General features: G+C 58.9%; 12 protein-coding genes. 3 read left to right on the forward strand and 9 right to left on the reverse strand.

The window, feature by feature from the left end; all coding sequences use genetic code 11:
* Positions 1-32 precede the first annotated feature (32 nt).
* Complete coding sequence (locus MNODULE_RS17380; protein WP_168062194.1) at positions 33-1,478, forward strand: Kelch repeat-containing protein; 1,446 nt, start codon at positions 33-35, stop codon at positions 1,476-1,478.
* A gap of 35 nt (positions 1,479-1,513) precedes the next feature.
* Here MNODULE_RS17380 and MNODULE_RS17385 read toward each other — a convergent pair whose 3' ends face one another.
* The 5 genes from MNODULE_RS17385 to MNODULE_RS17405 all read right to left on the reverse strand — a co-directional run bounded on the left by MNODULE_RS17385 (position 1,514) and on the right by MNODULE_RS17405 (position 6,252).
* On the reverse strand, positions 1,514-2,887 hold the full coding sequence (locus tag MNODULE_RS17385) for an aldehyde dehydrogenase family protein (protein WP_168062196.1): 1,374 nt from the start codon (positions 2,885-2,887) through the stop codon (positions 1,514-1,516).
* Between the two features lie 39 nt (positions 2,888-2,926).
* Complete coding sequence (locus tag MNODULE_RS17390; protein ID WP_168062198.1) at positions 2,927-3,700, reverse strand: glucose 1-dehydrogenase; 774 nt, start codon at positions 3,698-3,700, stop codon at positions 2,927-2,929.
* 17 nt (positions 3,701-3,717) lie between these two features.
* Positions 3,718-4,428, reverse strand: coding sequence for a gamma-glutamyl-gamma-aminobutyrate hydrolase family protein (locus MNODULE_RS17395; RefSeq protein ID WP_168062200.1), 711 nt, complete (start codon positions 4,426-4,428; stop codon positions 3,718-3,720).
* Positions 4,429-4,432: 4 nt separating this feature from the next.
* Complete coding sequence (locus MNODULE_RS17400; RefSeq protein WP_168062202.1) at positions 4,433-5,815, reverse strand: glutamine synthetase family protein; 1,383 nt, start codon at positions 5,813-5,815, stop codon at positions 4,433-4,435.
* 197 nt (positions 5,816-6,012) lie between these two features.
* Entirely contained in the window at positions 6,013-6,252 is a 240-nt protein-coding gene (locus MNODULE_RS17405) for a hypothetical protein (RefSeq protein WP_168062204.1), read from the reverse strand.
* 428 nt (positions 6,253-6,680) lie between these two features.
* Here MNODULE_RS17405 and MNODULE_RS17410 point away from each other — a divergent pair, with 428 nt between their 5' ends.
* Positions 6,681-7,751 (forward strand): HEAT repeat domain-containing protein, encoded by a 1,071-nt coding sequence (locus MNODULE_RS17410; protein WP_168062206.1) that lies wholly within the window; start codon positions 6,681-6,683, stop codon positions 7,749-7,751.
* A gap of 107 nt (positions 7,752-7,858) precedes the next feature.
* A complete protein-coding gene (locus MNODULE_RS17415; protein WP_168062209.1) occupies positions 7,859-8,590 on the forward strand; it encodes an intradiol ring-cleavage dioxygenase in 732 nt (243 codons plus the stop codon).
* Between the two features lie 96 nt (positions 8,591-8,686).
* Here MNODULE_RS17415 and MNODULE_RS17420 read toward each other — a convergent pair whose 3' ends face one another.
* The 4 genes from MNODULE_RS17420 to MNODULE_RS17435 form a co-directional block, all read right to left on the reverse strand.
* The gene (locus MNODULE_RS17420; protein ID WP_168062211.1) at positions 8,687-9,406 is read right to left on the reverse strand and encodes a cytochrome b/b6 domain-containing protein; all 720 of its coding nucleotides are present in this window, start codon (positions 9,404-9,406) and stop codon (positions 8,687-8,689) included.
* A 114-nt stretch (positions 9,407-9,520) separates the two neighbouring features.
* Complete coding sequence (locus tag MNODULE_RS17425) at positions 9,521-10,927, reverse strand: efflux transporter outer membrane subunit (RefSeq protein WP_168062213.1); 1,407 nt, start codon at positions 10,925-10,927, stop codon at positions 9,521-9,523.
* Between the two features lies 1 nt (position 10,928).
* Positions 10,929-14,102: a multidrug efflux RND transporter permease subunit gene (locus MNODULE_RS17430; RefSeq protein WP_168062215.1), complete on the reverse strand. Its 3,174-nt coding sequence runs from the start codon at positions 14,100-14,102 to the stop codon at positions 10,929-10,931.
* Entirely contained in the window at positions 14,099-15,340 is a 1,242-nt protein-coding gene (locus MNODULE_RS17435; RefSeq protein ID WP_168062217.1) for an efflux RND transporter periplasmic adaptor subunit, read from the reverse strand. The genes MNODULE_RS17430 and MNODULE_RS17435 overlap by 4 nt, the downstream gene beginning before the upstream one ends.
* Positions 15,341-15,344 lie beyond the last annotated feature (4 nt).

Consider the following 15,344-nt stretch of genomic DNA (forward strand, 5'->3'; position numbering starts at 1 on the left):
CAGCCGATCAAAATTCACGATGGCGGAGTAAAATGAAAGAGGTTTCGATTCAACGGCAGATCGGTTTATTTCTTCTTTGCAGCTTGGCAATAACATTCCTTCTTGCCGCGTGCGACGGGGATAGTATCACCGGCGGGGGGGGCGGCGGTGGAGCTTGCACTGTCGCAAACTGCTTCGGGGGAGGAAGCACCGGAGGGGGAGGATCGCAGAACCCCAACCTGTCGATCTCGGCTGTTCCGGGAGATGGTGAGAACACGTTGACCTTTGCGCTCAGCTCCGGAAACGCCGACTCGTTTAACATTTATTGGTCTACCTCTCCCGACACCACGACCCCGACCTGGAATAAGATCGAAGGGGCGACCAGTCCATTCCTCCATGAGAATCTAAGCAACGGAGTTCCCCGCTTCTATGGCGTCACCGCGGTTTCAGGCGGCAGCGAAAGCGATCCTTCCGCGGTCGTCGGCGCGATGCCGGGGAAGTGGACGCAGTTGGACCAGGTGACGGTGATCGACCCTCCGGCACGCGACAGCCACACCGCGGTTTATAACCCCACTACGGACAGAATGATCGTCTTTGGCGGGAAAACTCAGTCGGCCACGTTACAAGACCTGTGGGTCTTATCGAATGCTTCAGGCGCTTCAGCAGGAAATCCGACCTGGACTCCGCCGAATGTGAGCTCTCCCCCCCCAATCCGTGCCAGTCACACGGCGGTCTATGATAAACAGACCAATAAGATGATTGTATTCGCCGGATCGGGCAGTACCGACGGGACTTCCCTTCTTAGAAACGATCTCTGGTCGCTTTCAGATGCAGATGGTAGTGGATCACCCTCCTGGCAACTTCCTCCTTTCAACGGTTCACCTCCTTCCACCCGCTGGGGACATGCAGCAGTCTATGATGAGCAAGCAGATATCATGATTGTATTTGGCGGCGCTCAGACGGGCGTGGCCATATTTGATGATGTTTGGGTCTTGGAGGACGCGACCCAATTTATTCCTACTTGGCGACAAATTTCCATGCCTGCGACGGGAGGTCCTTCGGCCCGTTGTTGCATGGCGGTCGGTTATGATTCAACCAATCGTCGGATGATTATCTTCGGTGGTTTTGGAGGATTCGGACAGAGCGGCGCAACCCTGTTTGGAGATCTCTGGACGCTAACGTTTGATGCGACCTTCCAAACGGCGACATGGAAAGAACTCACCCCTTCGGGAGGAACGGCGCCTTCGGCCCGTTGCTGTGCGGCGTCGTTCTGGGACGGCAGCAAGTTTCTTCTCTTCGGAGGAGGCACATTCAATAATTCGTCCGATGATAAAATCTATGCCTTCGTTTTACAAGACGACACTTTTGCCACTGCTGATGGAGCATCGGGAGGACCCCCCGCGCGGACTTTTCCGACGGCCGTTCCCGCCGGGCACTTCCTGCTGTTCGGCGGCACGGAAGAATTCACACCGTTCAACGATCTTTGGCGACTGGAATAAATAACAGTAAGACAGGGCAGGCACATAGGCCTACCCTACCTCGCTCTGAAGTGAATCCCCTTCCGTCTCGTCAGGTGATAGAACCCGTATTGTGACAGCGTCGAGCCGATTCCGCTTTCTCTCGCTCCTGTCCAGGGCAAGCAAGGATCGAGGTAGTCGCAGCGGTTTTGGAAGACGGTCCCCGCCTCCAGCTCCCGCGCGAAGAGCTCGACGCGCATCCGGTCGCGTGTCCAGATGGAGGCGGTGAGGCCGTAGCGGCTCTCGTTCATCCGTGCGAGCGCCTCGCCGTCATCTTTGACCGAGAGGACCGGGACGAGCGGACCGAAGCTCTCCTCCTGCATCACCTTGGCATGATTCGGAACGTCGGCCAGCAGGGTCGGTTCGAAAAAGTTTCCCTTCATCCCCTTGACCCGTTTGCCGCCGAGAAGAAGCCGCGCCCCGCGGCGAACCCCCTCCTTCACCTGGCTTTCCAAAAACGGCAACGCTTCCCGGCGGGCAAGCGGACCGAGCGTCGTCTTCTCATCGATCGGATTGCCGAGCTGATATTGTTTCATCACTTCTCTCGCCCGCTCGATGAATTTTTTATAAAGGGTCTGATGGACATAGACCCGCTCCACCGCGCAGCACGACTGCCCGGCGTTGTAGCAGGCGCCGTCGACGATGTTCTCCACCGCAAAATCAAGATCGGCATCCGCGGCCACGTAGGCCGGATCTTTTCCTCCCAGCTCGAGCCCCGCGTCGATCAGCCGCTTCGCCGCCTGCTGATAGACCTTCGTTCCGGTGGCGACCGATCCGGTGAAGGCAACGTAGTTGATCCGTGGGTCGCCGATCAGCTGAGAGGCCTCCCTGTCGGTTAGAATGAGACTGGTGACGAGATTCGGCGGGTCGAGCTCGCCGAAGGCCGCTTCGAAGTGGCGGCCGATGAGGGGTGTGAGCGGACTGTGTTTCAACAGAACGCTGTTCCCCGCCAGGAGCGCCGGGACGACCACATTCACCGCGGTCAGGAGGGGGTAATTCCAGGGGGCGATGTTATAGACGACGCCGAGCGGCGCATGCTCGATCCGGAGATGAAAACCGGGCTTTCCCGGAAGGATCTCGGGAGCGAGGGTTTCCTTCGCGATCGAGAGCATATATTCGGCCCGATGGAAGAAGCCCTTCACCTCATTCCGCGCCTGTGTCAACGGCTTTCCCATCTGCAGGGTGATGTCGCGGGCGATTTCGTCGGCATGATCTCGAAAGTATTTCAGCCCCTGCTCGACGCGGCGCGCCCGTTCTTCCAGAGAAAGACGGCGCCATCGCTCATACGCCTTGCGTGCGCCGGCGACTTTCCCTTCGACCTCCTTTCCCCGGTCGAACGGCAGCTCGATGAGAAGTTTTTGGTCGTAAGGATTAATGACTTTCAGATACACCGCTTTCCTCCTGCGATTTCTCTTCCATAAAGAAGGGGATTACTCCGGCGTCACATAGGCGGCGGTGATGCCGCCGTCTACCATCAACGACGCGCCGGTCATGTACGACGAATCGTCGGAGGCGAGGAAGAGGGCCGCCTTGGCGATCTCCCTCGCTTCGCCGAACCGGCCCATCGGAATGTGGACCAGCCGCCGCTGCTTCTTCTGCTCCGTGTTCAGGAACTTCATCAACAACTCCGTCCGGAGCGGGCCGGGGCAGAGGGCATTGACCCGAATCCCCTCCCGCGCGTGAATCACCGCCAGCTCCCGCGTCATCGACAGAACGCCCCCTTTGCTCGCCGTGTAGGCCAATTGCGGGGTGGCCGCGCCGAGAACGGCGACGAACGAGGCGGTGTTGATGATCGATCCCCCTCCGGCCCTTTTTAACGCGGGAATGCCATATTTGCAGCCGAGGAAGACCCCCTTGAGATTGATCGCCATCGTCTTTTCCCAGACCGCTTCTTCGGTCGTCATGGCGTTGTCGTCGTTGCTGTCCATGATCCCGGCATTATTGAAAAGAATGTTCAGTTTTCCGAAGGTCTGTTCCGCCGCGGCGACCATCTTGTTACAGTCACCCCCCTTGGAAACGTCTGCGTGGACATAGATCGCCTTGCCCCCCTTCGATTCGATCTGTTTCACCGTCTCTTTTCCGGCGTCGTCGTTGACATCGACCGCTACGATCCCGGCCCCTTCGCTCGAAAAAAGGAGGGCCCCTTCCCTCCCGATTCCACTTCCCGCCCCCGTGATCAGGGCGACCTTGTCTCTTAACCGCATCGTCCTCTCCTTATTTTTTATCTTCGTTTCCACTCTGAAGCGGCGCTGACGAGACCATTGAAGAGTTTTTGATGAAGCGGCTCCTCGGCGGCGGCCAGCTCCGGGTGCCACTGAACGCCGATCAGCCAAGGATGATCGGACATCTCGACCGCCTCCGCTGTTCCGTCGGGAGCCTGTCCGACCACCTTCAAACCGGGGGCCGGCCGGCGAATCGCCTGATGATGCCAGGAGGGGGCGAGGAATTCCTCTTGAAAGAGGATTTCGGCGAGACGGCATCCCGGCGTGAGCCGAATCGAATGTTGTGTCGGCTCCCGGGGCGGCAGCCGGTGGAGGATCGTCTCACCGACCGCATCGGGGAGGTGTTCGATCAATGTCCCCCCCAGGGCGACGTTGATGATCTGGCTGCCGCGGCAAATTCCCAACGTCGGCAACGCCGATTGCGCGCTGTATTGGACCAGGGCGATCTCGCTTTTATCCCGCTCCGGATCGACCATGTAGATCGCCGGATGGGGGGCGCCGCCGTAGAGGGCCGGATCGAGATCCCCGCCGCCGGTCAGAATCAACCCTTCGAGTTGGACCAAAAGACTCTCCGCGTGAGGCTCTCCGGGAGGAAGGAGGAGCGGAATCCCCCCGGCGCGGCGGACCGCGTCGACATACTGCGCCGGAAGATAAAAGCGGTTGTTCTCACCGCGGCCGTAGGTGGTGATCCCAATGAGCGGAGGGGACATTCGGTCAGATCCTTTCAAAATACCGCTGGCGTTCCCAATCGGTCACCGCTTTGTCGTACGCTTCCTGCTCCGTTCGATAGAAGTGAAGGTAGTGCTCGACCACTTCTTCGCCTAAAGCGCTCTTCGCGAATTCGCTCTTCTCGAAGAGATCGGTCGCTTCGCGGAGGGTGCGCGGAACGCGGGGGAGATTCTGCGCCGCGTAGACATCTCCCTCGAAGATCGGCGGAGGCTCAATCCGGTTCTCGATGCCGTCGAGCCCGGACGCCAGCGCGGCGGCGAAGGCGAGGTAAGGATTGCAATCGGCGCCGGGGATCCGGCACTCGATCCGTAGGCTGTTCCCTTCCCCCACCACGCGGAAGCCGGCGGTCCGATTATCGTAGCTCCAGGCCATCCGCGTCGGCGCCCAGGAGCCGGCCTGGTATCGTTTGTATGAATTGATCGTCGGCGCATAGAAGACCATCATCTCCGGGACATGGGCGATCCAGCCTCCGAGGAACCAACGAAAGGTTTCGGAACAGGCGACCGGACCGAGGCGCTGTTTTCCGGGAAAGGCGGGGTGATTTTTCTGCCAGAGGCTCAAGTGGATGTGACAGCTCGATCCGGCCTGGTCGGCGGCGATCTTCGCCATGAAAGTGACGCTTAATCCCATCTGCTCGGCGATCTCCTTCAAGCATTGCTTGAAGGTCACGTGGCGGTCGGCCATGGTGAGGATGTCGGCGTAGCGGACATTCAGTTCATGTTGCCCCAGCCCCCACTCCCCTTTCGAGGTCTCGACCGGGATGCCGGACCGTTTGAGGTGGCGGCGGGCCGCGCCGTTGAACCCCTCTTCGCGCGCCCCTTGCAGGGCATGATAATCTTCCAGATACCAGCCGGCCGGCTCAAGCCCGCTGTAGCCTTTGGCCGCGGCGTCCCGATAGGAATTCTTGTAGATGTAATACTCGAGCTCCGAGGCGGCGATCGCCCGGTACCCCATCTTTGCGGCCCGGTCGATCTGCTTTCTTAAAATAGAACGAGGGGCCTGGACCACCGGACGATGGTTCTTCTCGTTCTCCACGTCGCAAATCAGGAGCGCCGTCTTCTCCAGCCAGCTCGCGACCCGCAGCGTGGCGAAGTCGGGAATGAGATGAAAGTCGCCGTAGCCCTTCTCCCAATTGGCGAACCGGTATCCCGGCACCGGCTCCATCTCCATGTCAACCGTCAGAAGATAATCGCAGGCGTGGGTCCCCTTTTTGGCGGCATCTTCCAGGAAGAAATCGGCGTCGAGCCGCTTTCCCATGAAGCGGCCGTAGTGATCGGTGAAGACGAGCAGGACCGTATCGATCTCCCCCGCGCTCACCCGCCGGGCGAGCTCATCCTGCGTCAACATGCCTGGGATTTTCGATGACATCCGAAGGCGCCTCCCTTTTTGGACGGAGTTCAGGTGTCGTCATAGAATATATTTATGATACCCGATTAAGGTGAGGGTGAAAAGAGGATTTTCCGTTGGGAGAAAGGAAAGCGTATTTTTGGAAGAATATTTTCGGCCCCGTTCCTTCGTTTAAGAAGGATCGGTTCGATACGATCATGCCTCTATTTCCGAGAAGATCAAACCGCTGTGGTCTGCGGCTCGATTTCGTGCGATTCGGATCTCTCACAGAAGGCCGATTCCGACTCTTTCAGGGCCGGCATCGGATAGACCCGGTTCTGATCGGTTTTGGACTGAATCGGTTTTTCTTCCAAAGGCCCGGGTGACTTCACTGCGGTCAGAATGAACGCCCAAATAAAACTGACAAACGCCATGGCGATCATGATTGGAATTCCATACTCCAAAATTTCTTCAAACATGGCTTCCTCCGTTAAATAAAAAGCGCTCCCTACCCGTTCAGGTAAGGAGCGCCATTGCTCCTTGAAGCGCGTCATTGTCTTCTGTCCCCCGGTAAGAGCAAAGGGTATGCCAGAATGACCGCCTGGCTCTTTTTCATCCGAGACGCACACCATTCATGGTTTTAGTATCAAGAATATTTATTTTTTATACGAGCATGGGATGCATAAAAATGTGGAGAAACTTTTTTCATTCGAACTCGCGATCTACATTTTTGTGGGGAATGCGACGAAAGGCGGGTGAATGGGATCGGCTTACGACTGGGCGAACAGAGGAGAAAGAGTCTCCTTTTTCAGAAATCGGGTCTCCTCCCGAAATTTACTTATTTGGTATACTAACCGATATCGTTAGCATCAACCAAAACAATCGACGTCGGGTGAGTTCAATACCAATGTTCTCACGAATAAAAACATTCTTGTTCGTCGTGATGGTTTTCTTCTATGCTTCGCCCTCGCTCATGGCCCAATCGTCCGACCCTCTGTCGGAGCGGCTTCGGTCGGGCCAATCGTTCGCGCGTTTGCTGGCTTTGCAGGAGGTCGGTCAATTCGCGCTTGCAGAACAGGTGCACTACCTCCCTCTTCTGGTAGAAGCGCTCAAAGATAAAGACGCGGATGTTCAGCTCAATGCAGCGGCGCTCCTCGCGTCGTTGGGAAATGAAACCGAGTCGGCGGTTCCTGTCATGATTGCTTATCTTCGAGAGCCGGACAGCGAAAGACGCGACGTCGTGATGACCTTGCTTTCCAATCTGCGCCGTACGGCGATCCCGGCCCTCATCGATGCTTTAAGAGACGAAGACCCGAACATTCGTCTCGGCGCCTGCCGGGCGTTGGGAAAAATGGGAAAAGGAGCGGAAGAAGCGATCCCGTCCCTGATCGATCTGCTCGATGAAGTGAGCCAGGATGTTCCTGATTGCGCCTCTGTCGCGTTGGGTAAGATCGGCAAGGTCGATGATCTTATCGAAATCATCCAAAGCGGAAGTGATCGGCAGAGAGAGTTGATTTCAAAAAACGCATTTTATCATTTACCCGAAGAGATTGACCCGACAGAAGCGCTGATCGAGCTCGTAAAAAATGAAGAGAGCCGCCCGAAAGCGCGCCTGTCCGCGGTGAATGCGCTTGGCTCCCGCGGCTCCAAATCGAAAAATGCCGTTTCTCCGCTCGTTGCCGCGATGGCCGATCAGGAGATCGGTTTTGCCGCGGCGCGCGCGCTCGGAAAGATCGGTCTCTCCGCATTGTCGAATACGATTGAAGCGCTCGGTTCAACCGATTTTATCGTTCGCTCGTGGGCGTCTTACGCGATCAAATCGATGGAGCAACCCGCGGTTGAAGCGGTCCCCTCCCTCATCAAGCTTCTCGATGATCAGGAATTGATCGTCAGCTTGGATGCGAAGTCCGCCCTCGAAAGGATTGGAACATCGAAAGCGCTTGAAGCCGTAAAGCGATCCAGCATTAGCCTCCGATAAATCAGCATCCCCACAGAGACTCACTTGCCCTTTGTTACAGACCCTGCTCCTTTACCTGCGGGGTCTGAAAATAGTATCATGGGAACATTGCTTAAAGGAGGAAGCCAATGGCGATTAGCCGACGATCATTGCTCGGTTTGATGGGGACAGCCGCTGCCGCGCTGCTGGTGGGGTGCGAGCCGGGCGCCGGCCCCGGTTGGTGGCGGCGCCTTTGGGCTCGAAAGCCGGCGATTGCCTCCATCCCTCCCTGCATCGTGCGTCCCGAGCAGATGGAAGGGCCCTATTTTGTTGATGAGCGGCTCAACCGCTCCGACATTCGTTCCGACCCCATGGACGGATCGGTCAAGGAAGGGGTTCCGCTCCAACTGGCGATCCGGGTTCATGGCATTCGCGACAATGCCTGCGCGCCGATCGAAGGGGCCATGGTCGATGTTTGGCAATGCGACGCCGACGGCGTTTATTCGGACGTTCGCGACGACGCCTTCGACACGCGGGGGAAGAAGTTCTTGCGCGGCTACCAGATGACCGACGCCGACGGGACGGCGCCGTTTCTGACGATTTATCCCGGTTGGTACCCCGGCAGAACGGTCCACATTCACTTTAAGATCCGTCTCGATCCGGAGGCGATGTTCGGGTACGAATTTACCTCGCAGATCTATTTCGACGATGCCCTCACCGACGAGGTCTTCACCCAACCCCCCTACAGCAAAGGGCGGCGAACGACGAATCGCCAGGACGGCATTTTTGAAAACGGCGGCGAAGAGCTGATGCTTCCGCTGACGAAACAGCCGGAGGGTGGATATGCGGGGACGTTCGATATCGGTCTTCAATTGTCCTAGAAGCGGAGGGAGATTCTTCTTCGCCCGCCAACCTCTTCCGGAATAAACAGAGCGAGCCCTTTTCTTAAAGCCGCCTGATCCCCGTTATCCCCTCTTTTATTTTTCGTTGCCTTCGTCCACAGGTGGGATGCGGTACCAGCCGGTGAGCATCGACCGGAGGTTGTTGCCGAATCCGGTGAGGATCACCATCAAAAGGTGGAAAGCGGTGTAAGCGATGAAGAGGATCGTCAAGTTAAAGTGAATCGACTGCGCTCTTTTACGGGTGCCGAAGAGGTCGTGCAGGAAGGGAAAGACCGCTTCGCCCCGCGCGGAGCTGGCGAGGCCGGTCAGAAGAATCAACGGCCCCAAAATGAAAACGACCCCCGTGTAGGCGGTTTTTTGAAGGACGTTGTATCGGGCCGCTTCCGCTCCTTTCGGATGGCGAAAGAAGAGCGTGTCCCGGAGGGTCGATCCGATTTTCCGGAAGTCGCTCCAACCCGGAAAAAGATTTTTGAGAAGATGTCCGCTGGCGACGCTGTAAGCGACATAGACCAGCCCGTTGAACGAGAAGATCCAAGCGAACAAGAAGTGGTGCCACCGGCCGAAGAGCCATTGACGGCCGGTGTAGATCTGAAAGCCGCTTATAACCAACATCAGAAGACAAAGCGCATTGATCCAATGGGTGAGCCGGATAAAAAAGGGATGGCGAAACACCTCGGGGGCGGGAGACAAACGCTCCGGACCGGCGGTCTCCGATCGAATCACCGGCGGTGAAAGGGGCTCTCCCGGACCGATCGCATCGGTTGGATCTTGATTTTTGTCATCGGCTTTCCCCATCGGAATACCTTCCCGGACCGAAGATATCACGACCGGTTCCCGCTGTCAAAAGGGAGCGTAAAAACAGGACCCCTCTATTTTGTCATCCGGCTCGATCGGCTCCCCCAATGCAAATCAGGAGGGAACCGGGTCGATCGCGGCGGTTTCCATCGCCGGCTCCCATCCCCCGCCGAGCGCCTTGTAGAGCTGGACGATCGATACCAGATGAAGCCGGCGGGTGGCGGTCAGCGCCAGCTCCGCTTCGTAAAGATTGCGTTTGGCGGTGAGGAGATCGAGATAATTGGCGTGCCCGCTTTGATAGCGCAGATCGGCCAGATGAAGGGCCGACTGCAGCGCTGCAACCCGGCTTTCCTCTGCCTTGTGTTGATCGCGGGCCGTCCGAACCGCGACAAGCGCATCTTCAACCTCTCTAAAGGCGATGATCACCGTCTGCTCGTATAGCGCCATTACCTGTCTTGCCTGCGCCTCCGCCGCCTTCTGCTCGAACCCGAATGTCCGGGCGTTGAAAAGAGGAGCGAACAATCCAACACCGGCCGCGCCGAACTTCCCCTCCTCCAGGCCGGAGAGCTGGGGACTTGCCACACCGAGGACCCCCGTCAAGCTGATCGTCGGAAAACGGGACGCCTTGGCCACTCCGATCCGGGCCGTTGCGGCGGCCAGGTCTTGTTCCGATCGGAGGATGTCGGGCCGGCGTTGAAGGAGTTCCGAAGGCAAACCGGCCGGCACCTCGGGGGTCATTCCCTGCTCGGTCAGCGATCGGCCCCTTCCGATTCGAGCCGGGTTTCTCCCCAGCAGGACGCTCAGCTCGTTCTCCTTCTGAGTCATCGCCCGCTCCAGCTCGAACAGTCGGGCCGCGGCATTCGCCCGCTCCGCTTCGAACTGATCGACATCCAACCGGGTGATCAGCCCTTGCCGCAGTCGCGCTTCGGCGATCTCAACCGATTCCTCCCACGACTGGAGCGCTTCCTTTCCGATCTCCAACTGCATATCCAATTGGCGAAGATCGAAGTAAGCTTGGGCGACGCTTGCCACCAGCTCCAAGACGACGGCCCGCCGATTTTCTTCCTCCGCCAAGAGTTGCGCCCGCGCCGCTTCGTTCGCTCTTCGGACCCGACCCCAAATGTCGAGCTCCCACGCCAGATGGGCCTGTCCATAATAACTGGTGGACGAGGGAACCCTGGGGAGATTGACCGCGTTTAACTTGCCGAACGGAAGATTGGCCGCGGCGTTCAGTTGGGGAGCGAATTCCATCCGCGCGCTCCCCAGAAAGGCCTGGAACTCCTCGACCCTCGCGACCGCGAGCTGCAGGTCTTTGTTCTCATGCAACGCGATTCGAACCAGCTTCTGAAGTTCCTCGTCGCGAAGGAGCTCCCACCAGGGGAGGTTGGCGATCGATTGGGTCTCCTCGGTCTCGGCCATCCGGAAAGAGTCCGGAACCGGAACGTCGGGCCGGGTGTAATCGGGCCCCATGGCGCACGCGGTGATCAACAGCGATAGAATGATCAGGCTCATGAAACGCATGTCAATGTCCTCCTACGGTCGGTTGGAGTGTGGCCGGCTCGGCATTCGCCGGTATCGGCGCGGCCGGCTTCCGGATGGAGAATCGGCTCGTGAACCTCTGGACCACCACGAAGAAGAGCGGGGTAAAGAAGATGGCGACGACCGATTCGGCCAACATCCCCCCGAAGACGCCGGTGCCGATCGAGTGGCGGCTGGCCGCCCCCGCCCCGTTCGCGACGACGAGCGGCAAAATCCCCAGGATAAAGGCCATTGAGGTCATGATGATCGGCCGGAACCGAAGCCGCGATCCCTCCACCGCCGCCTGAATTAACGGCACCCCTTCCTTATAGCGTTGATGGACGAACTCCGTGATCAAGATCGCATTCTTCGCCGAGAGGCCGATGAGGGTCACCAGCCCGATCTGAAAGTAAATGTCGTTGGTCAGCCCGCGCAGCCAGACGGCCGCCAAGGCGCCGAAGATCCCGAAGGGAACGGCGAGATTGACGACAAAGGGGATCGACCAGCTTTCATACTGGGCCGCCAGGACCAAAAAGACCATCAACAGGCCGATCCCGAAAACCAGAAGCGATTGGCTGCTCCCCTTTCGCTCCTGATAAGAGATTCCGCTCCAGTCGAGTTGGTAACCTTTCGGCTCCAAGACCTCTTTTGCCAAACGCTCCAGGGCGTCGAGCGTCTGGCCCGAGCTGTAGCCGGGCGCCGCCGATCCGAGCAACAGGGCCGAGTTGAGGCCGTTGAAGTGGGTCACCGGATCGGGGCCGCTGGTAAATTCGGTCGTGATCACGGCGCTCAGCGGGATCATCTTCCCGTTCTGCGCCCGGACGTAGAGATTCGCGATGTCGTCAGGGCTGGATCGGTACTCCGGGTCCGCTTCGGTCTGCACCCGATAGACCCTTCCCGATTTGATGAAGTCGTTGATGTAGAAATTGCCGAAATAGGCCTGCATCGTGTCGAAGATATCGGAGATCGACACCCCGAGCGCCTTCGCCCGCTCCCGATCGACCTTGGCGTAAAGCCGGGGGGCGCTGACGCGGAAGTTGGTCCCGATCCCTCCGATCGCCGGCTCTTGACGGGCCTTGGCGATGAATTCCTGCGTCGCATCGGAGAAGGCCCTGAAATCTCCCCCGAGCGGGTCTTGCAGCTGCGCGGAGAATCCCCCCGTGGCGCCGAGACCCCGGATCGGAGGGGGATTGAAGGCGAGGACCAGCGCTTCGGGGATTTTTGAAAATTCCCCGAACGCGGCGCCGATGATCGACTTGACATGATCCCGCGGATCGGTCCGCTCGTCCCAATCTTTCAACGGCAGAAAGATCGTCGCCGCGTTCGGCCCCCGGGTGCTGAAGACGAAATTCTGCCCGGAGAGGACATTGGTATGTCTGATTCTCGGATCGGAGTGGAAATAGTTCTCCAGCCGCTCCAGCACCTCGTCGGTCCGCTGTTTGGAAGCGCCGTCGGGAAGCTGGACCATCCCGATAAAGTAGCCCTGGTCCTCTTCCGGCAGGAAGCTGCTCGGAATGAATTTGAACATGCCGATCGAGAGGAACAAGACGACGCCGAAGATCCCGACAAAGAGGAGCGACCGTTTCAACATTCCGGCGACCGCGGCGCTGTAGCCGTCGCGGATGCGATCGAAGAGCCGATTGAAGAGACGGAAGAATCGATTCGGCGCGCTGTGTCCCGGTTTGAGGATCAGCGCGCTGAGGGCCGGGCTGAGGGTGAGCGCCACCAACCCCGAGATCGTGACCGACATGGCGATCGTGATCGCAAACTGTTTGTAGAGCTCTCCGGTGATCCCGCCGAGGAAGGCGACCGGGATGAAGACCGAGCAGAGGACCAGGACGATCGCGATGACCGGACCGGTCACCTCCTCCATCGCCTTTTTCGCCGCTTCTCTCGGCCCAAGGCCGAGCGCCATATGCCGCTCGACATTTTCGACGACGACAATCGCGTCATCGACGACGATGCCGACCGCCAGGATCATTCCGAAGAGGGTCAGCGTGTTGATCGAGAAGCCGAGGGCATACATTCCGGCGAAGGTCCCGATCAACGAGACCGGCACCGCCAGGGTCGGAATCAGCGTCGCCCGCCAGCTCTGCAAGAAGAGGTAGACGACGAGGATCACCAGGATCATCGCTTCGATCAGGGTTTTCACGACCTCGTCGATCGAGACCTGGATAAAAGGGGTTGTATCGAAGGGGATCTCCCAGGTGATGCCGGTCGGGAAGTTTTTCGACATCTCCCCCATCGCTTGACGGACTTGGCTGATGGAATCGAGGGCATTCGCCCCCGGAGAAAGGAAGGCGAGGATGAAGGTGGTCGGCTTTTTGTCCTTCCGCGATTCCAAGGCATAACTCTGGGCACCGAGCTCGACGCGGGCCACATCTTTGAGCCGGACCATCGATCCGTCCGGGAGGGCCCGGATGATCAGCTCTTCGAAATCTTTTACCTCGGTGAGACGCCCCTGCGTGATCACGGGGAAGGTCAACAGGGTTCCTTTGAGCGCCGGCTCCCGTCCGATGGTGCCGGAGGGAAAGTCGCGGTTCTGCTCCCGAACGATGGTCACGATATCGGTCGGCGTGATTTGAAGCTGCGCCATCCGGTCGGGGTTGAGAATCAGCCGCATGCTGTAGTTCTGCTGCCCGAAGACGGTCGCGTCGCCGATTCCCGGCACACGCCGGATATTGTCGAGGATCTGGAGCGTGGCGTAGTTGGAAAGAAAGAGGGTGTCGTACCGTGGATCGTCGGAGCTTAAGGTGATCACCGCCAAAAGATCGGAGGAGAGTTTTTTGACCGTCACCCCCTGGCGGGTGACCTCCTGCGGGATCTGCGGCTCCGCAAGCTTTACCCGGTTTTGCGTCTGGACCTGCGCGATATCGATGTCGGTCCCGATCTCGAAGGTCACCTTGATCGTCATGTGGCCGTCGTTGGTGCTGGTCGATTCGAAATAGAGAAGGTTGTCGATTCCCGGCAGCTGCACTTCGATGGGACGGGCGACCGCGTTCGCCACCACCTCGGCGCTCGCCCCCGGATAGTCGGCGTCGATCTGCACCACCGGCGGGGTGATGTCGGGAAACTGAGCGATCGGAAGGGCCTGCATCGCCACGAGTCCGACGACCACGATGACGATGGAGAGGACCGACGCGAAGATCGGCCGATCGATAAAGAATCGCGGACTCATCGGACTTCCTCCTTCTTTAATTCGATTGATTGACCTGCGGAAGCCGCTTTCGCGGTGATCGTCGGGACCGGGTTCACCGGCGCTCCCGGCATCACCCGGTGCAGCCCGTCGACCACCACCTGCTCTCCCGGCTGGAGCCCTTGCTCGATCAGCCACCGGCTGCCGATCCATCCGCTCGCCTCGACGCTCCGGATCTCGATCCGCTTTTCCTTTCCCACCACAAAGACGATCGGTCCCTTCGGCCCTTGCTGCACCGCCTGCTGCGGCAGGAGGATGGCGTCGGGCTTGGTGTAGCCTTTGACGCGGACCTTCATGAACTGCCCGGGGAGGAGGATTCGGTCGGGATTCGGGAAGACGAACCGTCCCTGCCGCGACCCGGTCTCGCTCCGATAGACGACATCGGCAAAATCCAATTTCCCTTCGTGGGAGTAGGTCGTGCCGTCGGTGAAGGAGATGACCCCGCGAAGCTGGTAGAGATCGGTTCCCGCGATCTTTCTTTCTGCGAGTTCTCTTCGCTTCTGTAAAAAGAAGCTTTCCGGCGCGTTCACCGTGACATAGATCGGATTCACCTGATGGATGACGGTGAGCAGATCACTCTGCGCCGAGACGAGGCGGCCTTCATAGACCCGGGTCCGCTCGATCAGGCCGGAAATCGGGGCGGTGATCAGTGTGTTGTCGAGATCGAACTTCGCCTTCACTAACTCTCCTTTCGCCCCTTCCAAAATCGCTTCCGCCGCCAGCTCTTCGGCGACGGCGTCATCGAAATCCTTTTGGCTGACCGCCTGCTCTTCCAAAAGAGGACGGATCCGACCGATATTTTGCCTCGCCTGCTTCAGCCGCGCTTCGGCTTGGGCCACCCGCGCGTTTGCGCTGGAGAAGGCGGCCTGGAACGGAACCGGATCGATCTGGTAGAGCCGATCCCCCTTCTTGACTTCACGGCCCTCCGGGAAGAATCGCTCCTTCACGATGCCGGTCACCTGAGATCGGATTTCGACCGGCCGGGAAGACTCCACCTGTCCGATGAATTCCGGCTCATCGGGGATCGTCTCTGTCGAGACGGTCACCACCGACACTTCCGGGACGGGCGGGGGCGCCGCGGAGGTCGCCTCATTGCCGCAGCCTTGCAGCCCCGCCGCCAGGAAGAGGAGGAGGGCGAACAGGCGCGTCCCCGTCCGCGAATCGACACCCCCTTTTGTTTCTTTTCCCTTGATCTGTTTCCGTCTCCAAAGTAGGTTCATTTTG

The sequence above is a fragment of the Candidatus Manganitrophus noduliformans genome, from assembly GCF_012184425.1.
GTDB classification, from domain to species: Bacteria; Nitrospirota; Nitrospiria; order SBBL01; family Manganitrophaceae; genus Manganitrophus; species Manganitrophus noduliformans.

What these genes read in the sequence shown, in the direction of transcription:
- MNODULE_RS17410 (WP_168062206.1), top strand. Translation starts at nt 6,681, where the DNA reads ATGTTCTCACGAATAAAAACATTCTTGTTCGTCGTGATGGTTTTCTTC.
- MNODULE_RS17400 (WP_168062202.1), bottom strand. Translation starts at nt 5,815, where the DNA reads ATGTCATCGAAAATCCCAGGCATGTTGACGCAGGATGAGCTCGCCCGG.
- MNODULE_RS17390 (WP_168062198.1), bottom strand. Translation starts at nt 3,700, where the DNA reads ATGCGGTTAAGAGACAAGGTCGCCCTGATCACGGGGGCGGGAAGTGGA.
- MNODULE_RS17435 (WP_168062217.1), bottom strand. Translation starts at nt 15,340, where the DNA reads ATGAACCTACTTTGGAGACGGAAACAGATCAAGGGAAAAGAAACAAAA.
- MNODULE_RS17395 (WP_168062200.1), bottom strand. Translation starts at nt 4,428, where the DNA reads ATGTCCCCTCCGCTCATTGGGATCACCACCTACGGCCGCGGTGAGAAC.
- MNODULE_RS17420 (WP_168062211.1), bottom strand. Translation starts at nt 9,406, where the DNA reads ATGGGGAAAGCCGATGACAAAAATCAAGATCCAACCGATGCGATCGGT.
- MNODULE_RS17415 (WP_168062209.1), top strand. Translation starts at nt 7,859, where the DNA reads ATGGCGATTAGCCGACGATCATTGCTCGGTTTGATGGGGACAGCCGCT.
- MNODULE_RS17430 (WP_168062215.1), bottom strand. Translation starts at nt 14,102, where the DNA reads ATGAGTCCGCGATTCTTTATCGATCGGCCGATCTTCGCGTCGGTCCTC.
- MNODULE_RS17380 (WP_168062194.1), top strand. Translation starts at nt 33, where the DNA reads ATGAAAGAGGTTTCGATTCAACGGCAGATCGGTTTATTTCTTCTTTGC.
- MNODULE_RS17425 (WP_168062213.1), bottom strand. Translation starts at nt 10,927, where the DNA reads ATGCGTTTCATGAGCCTGATCATTCTATCGCTGTTGATCACCGCGTGC.
- MNODULE_RS17405 (WP_168062204.1), bottom strand. Translation starts at nt 6,252, where the DNA reads ATGTTTGAAGAAATTTTGGAGTATGGAATTCCAATCATGATCGCCATG.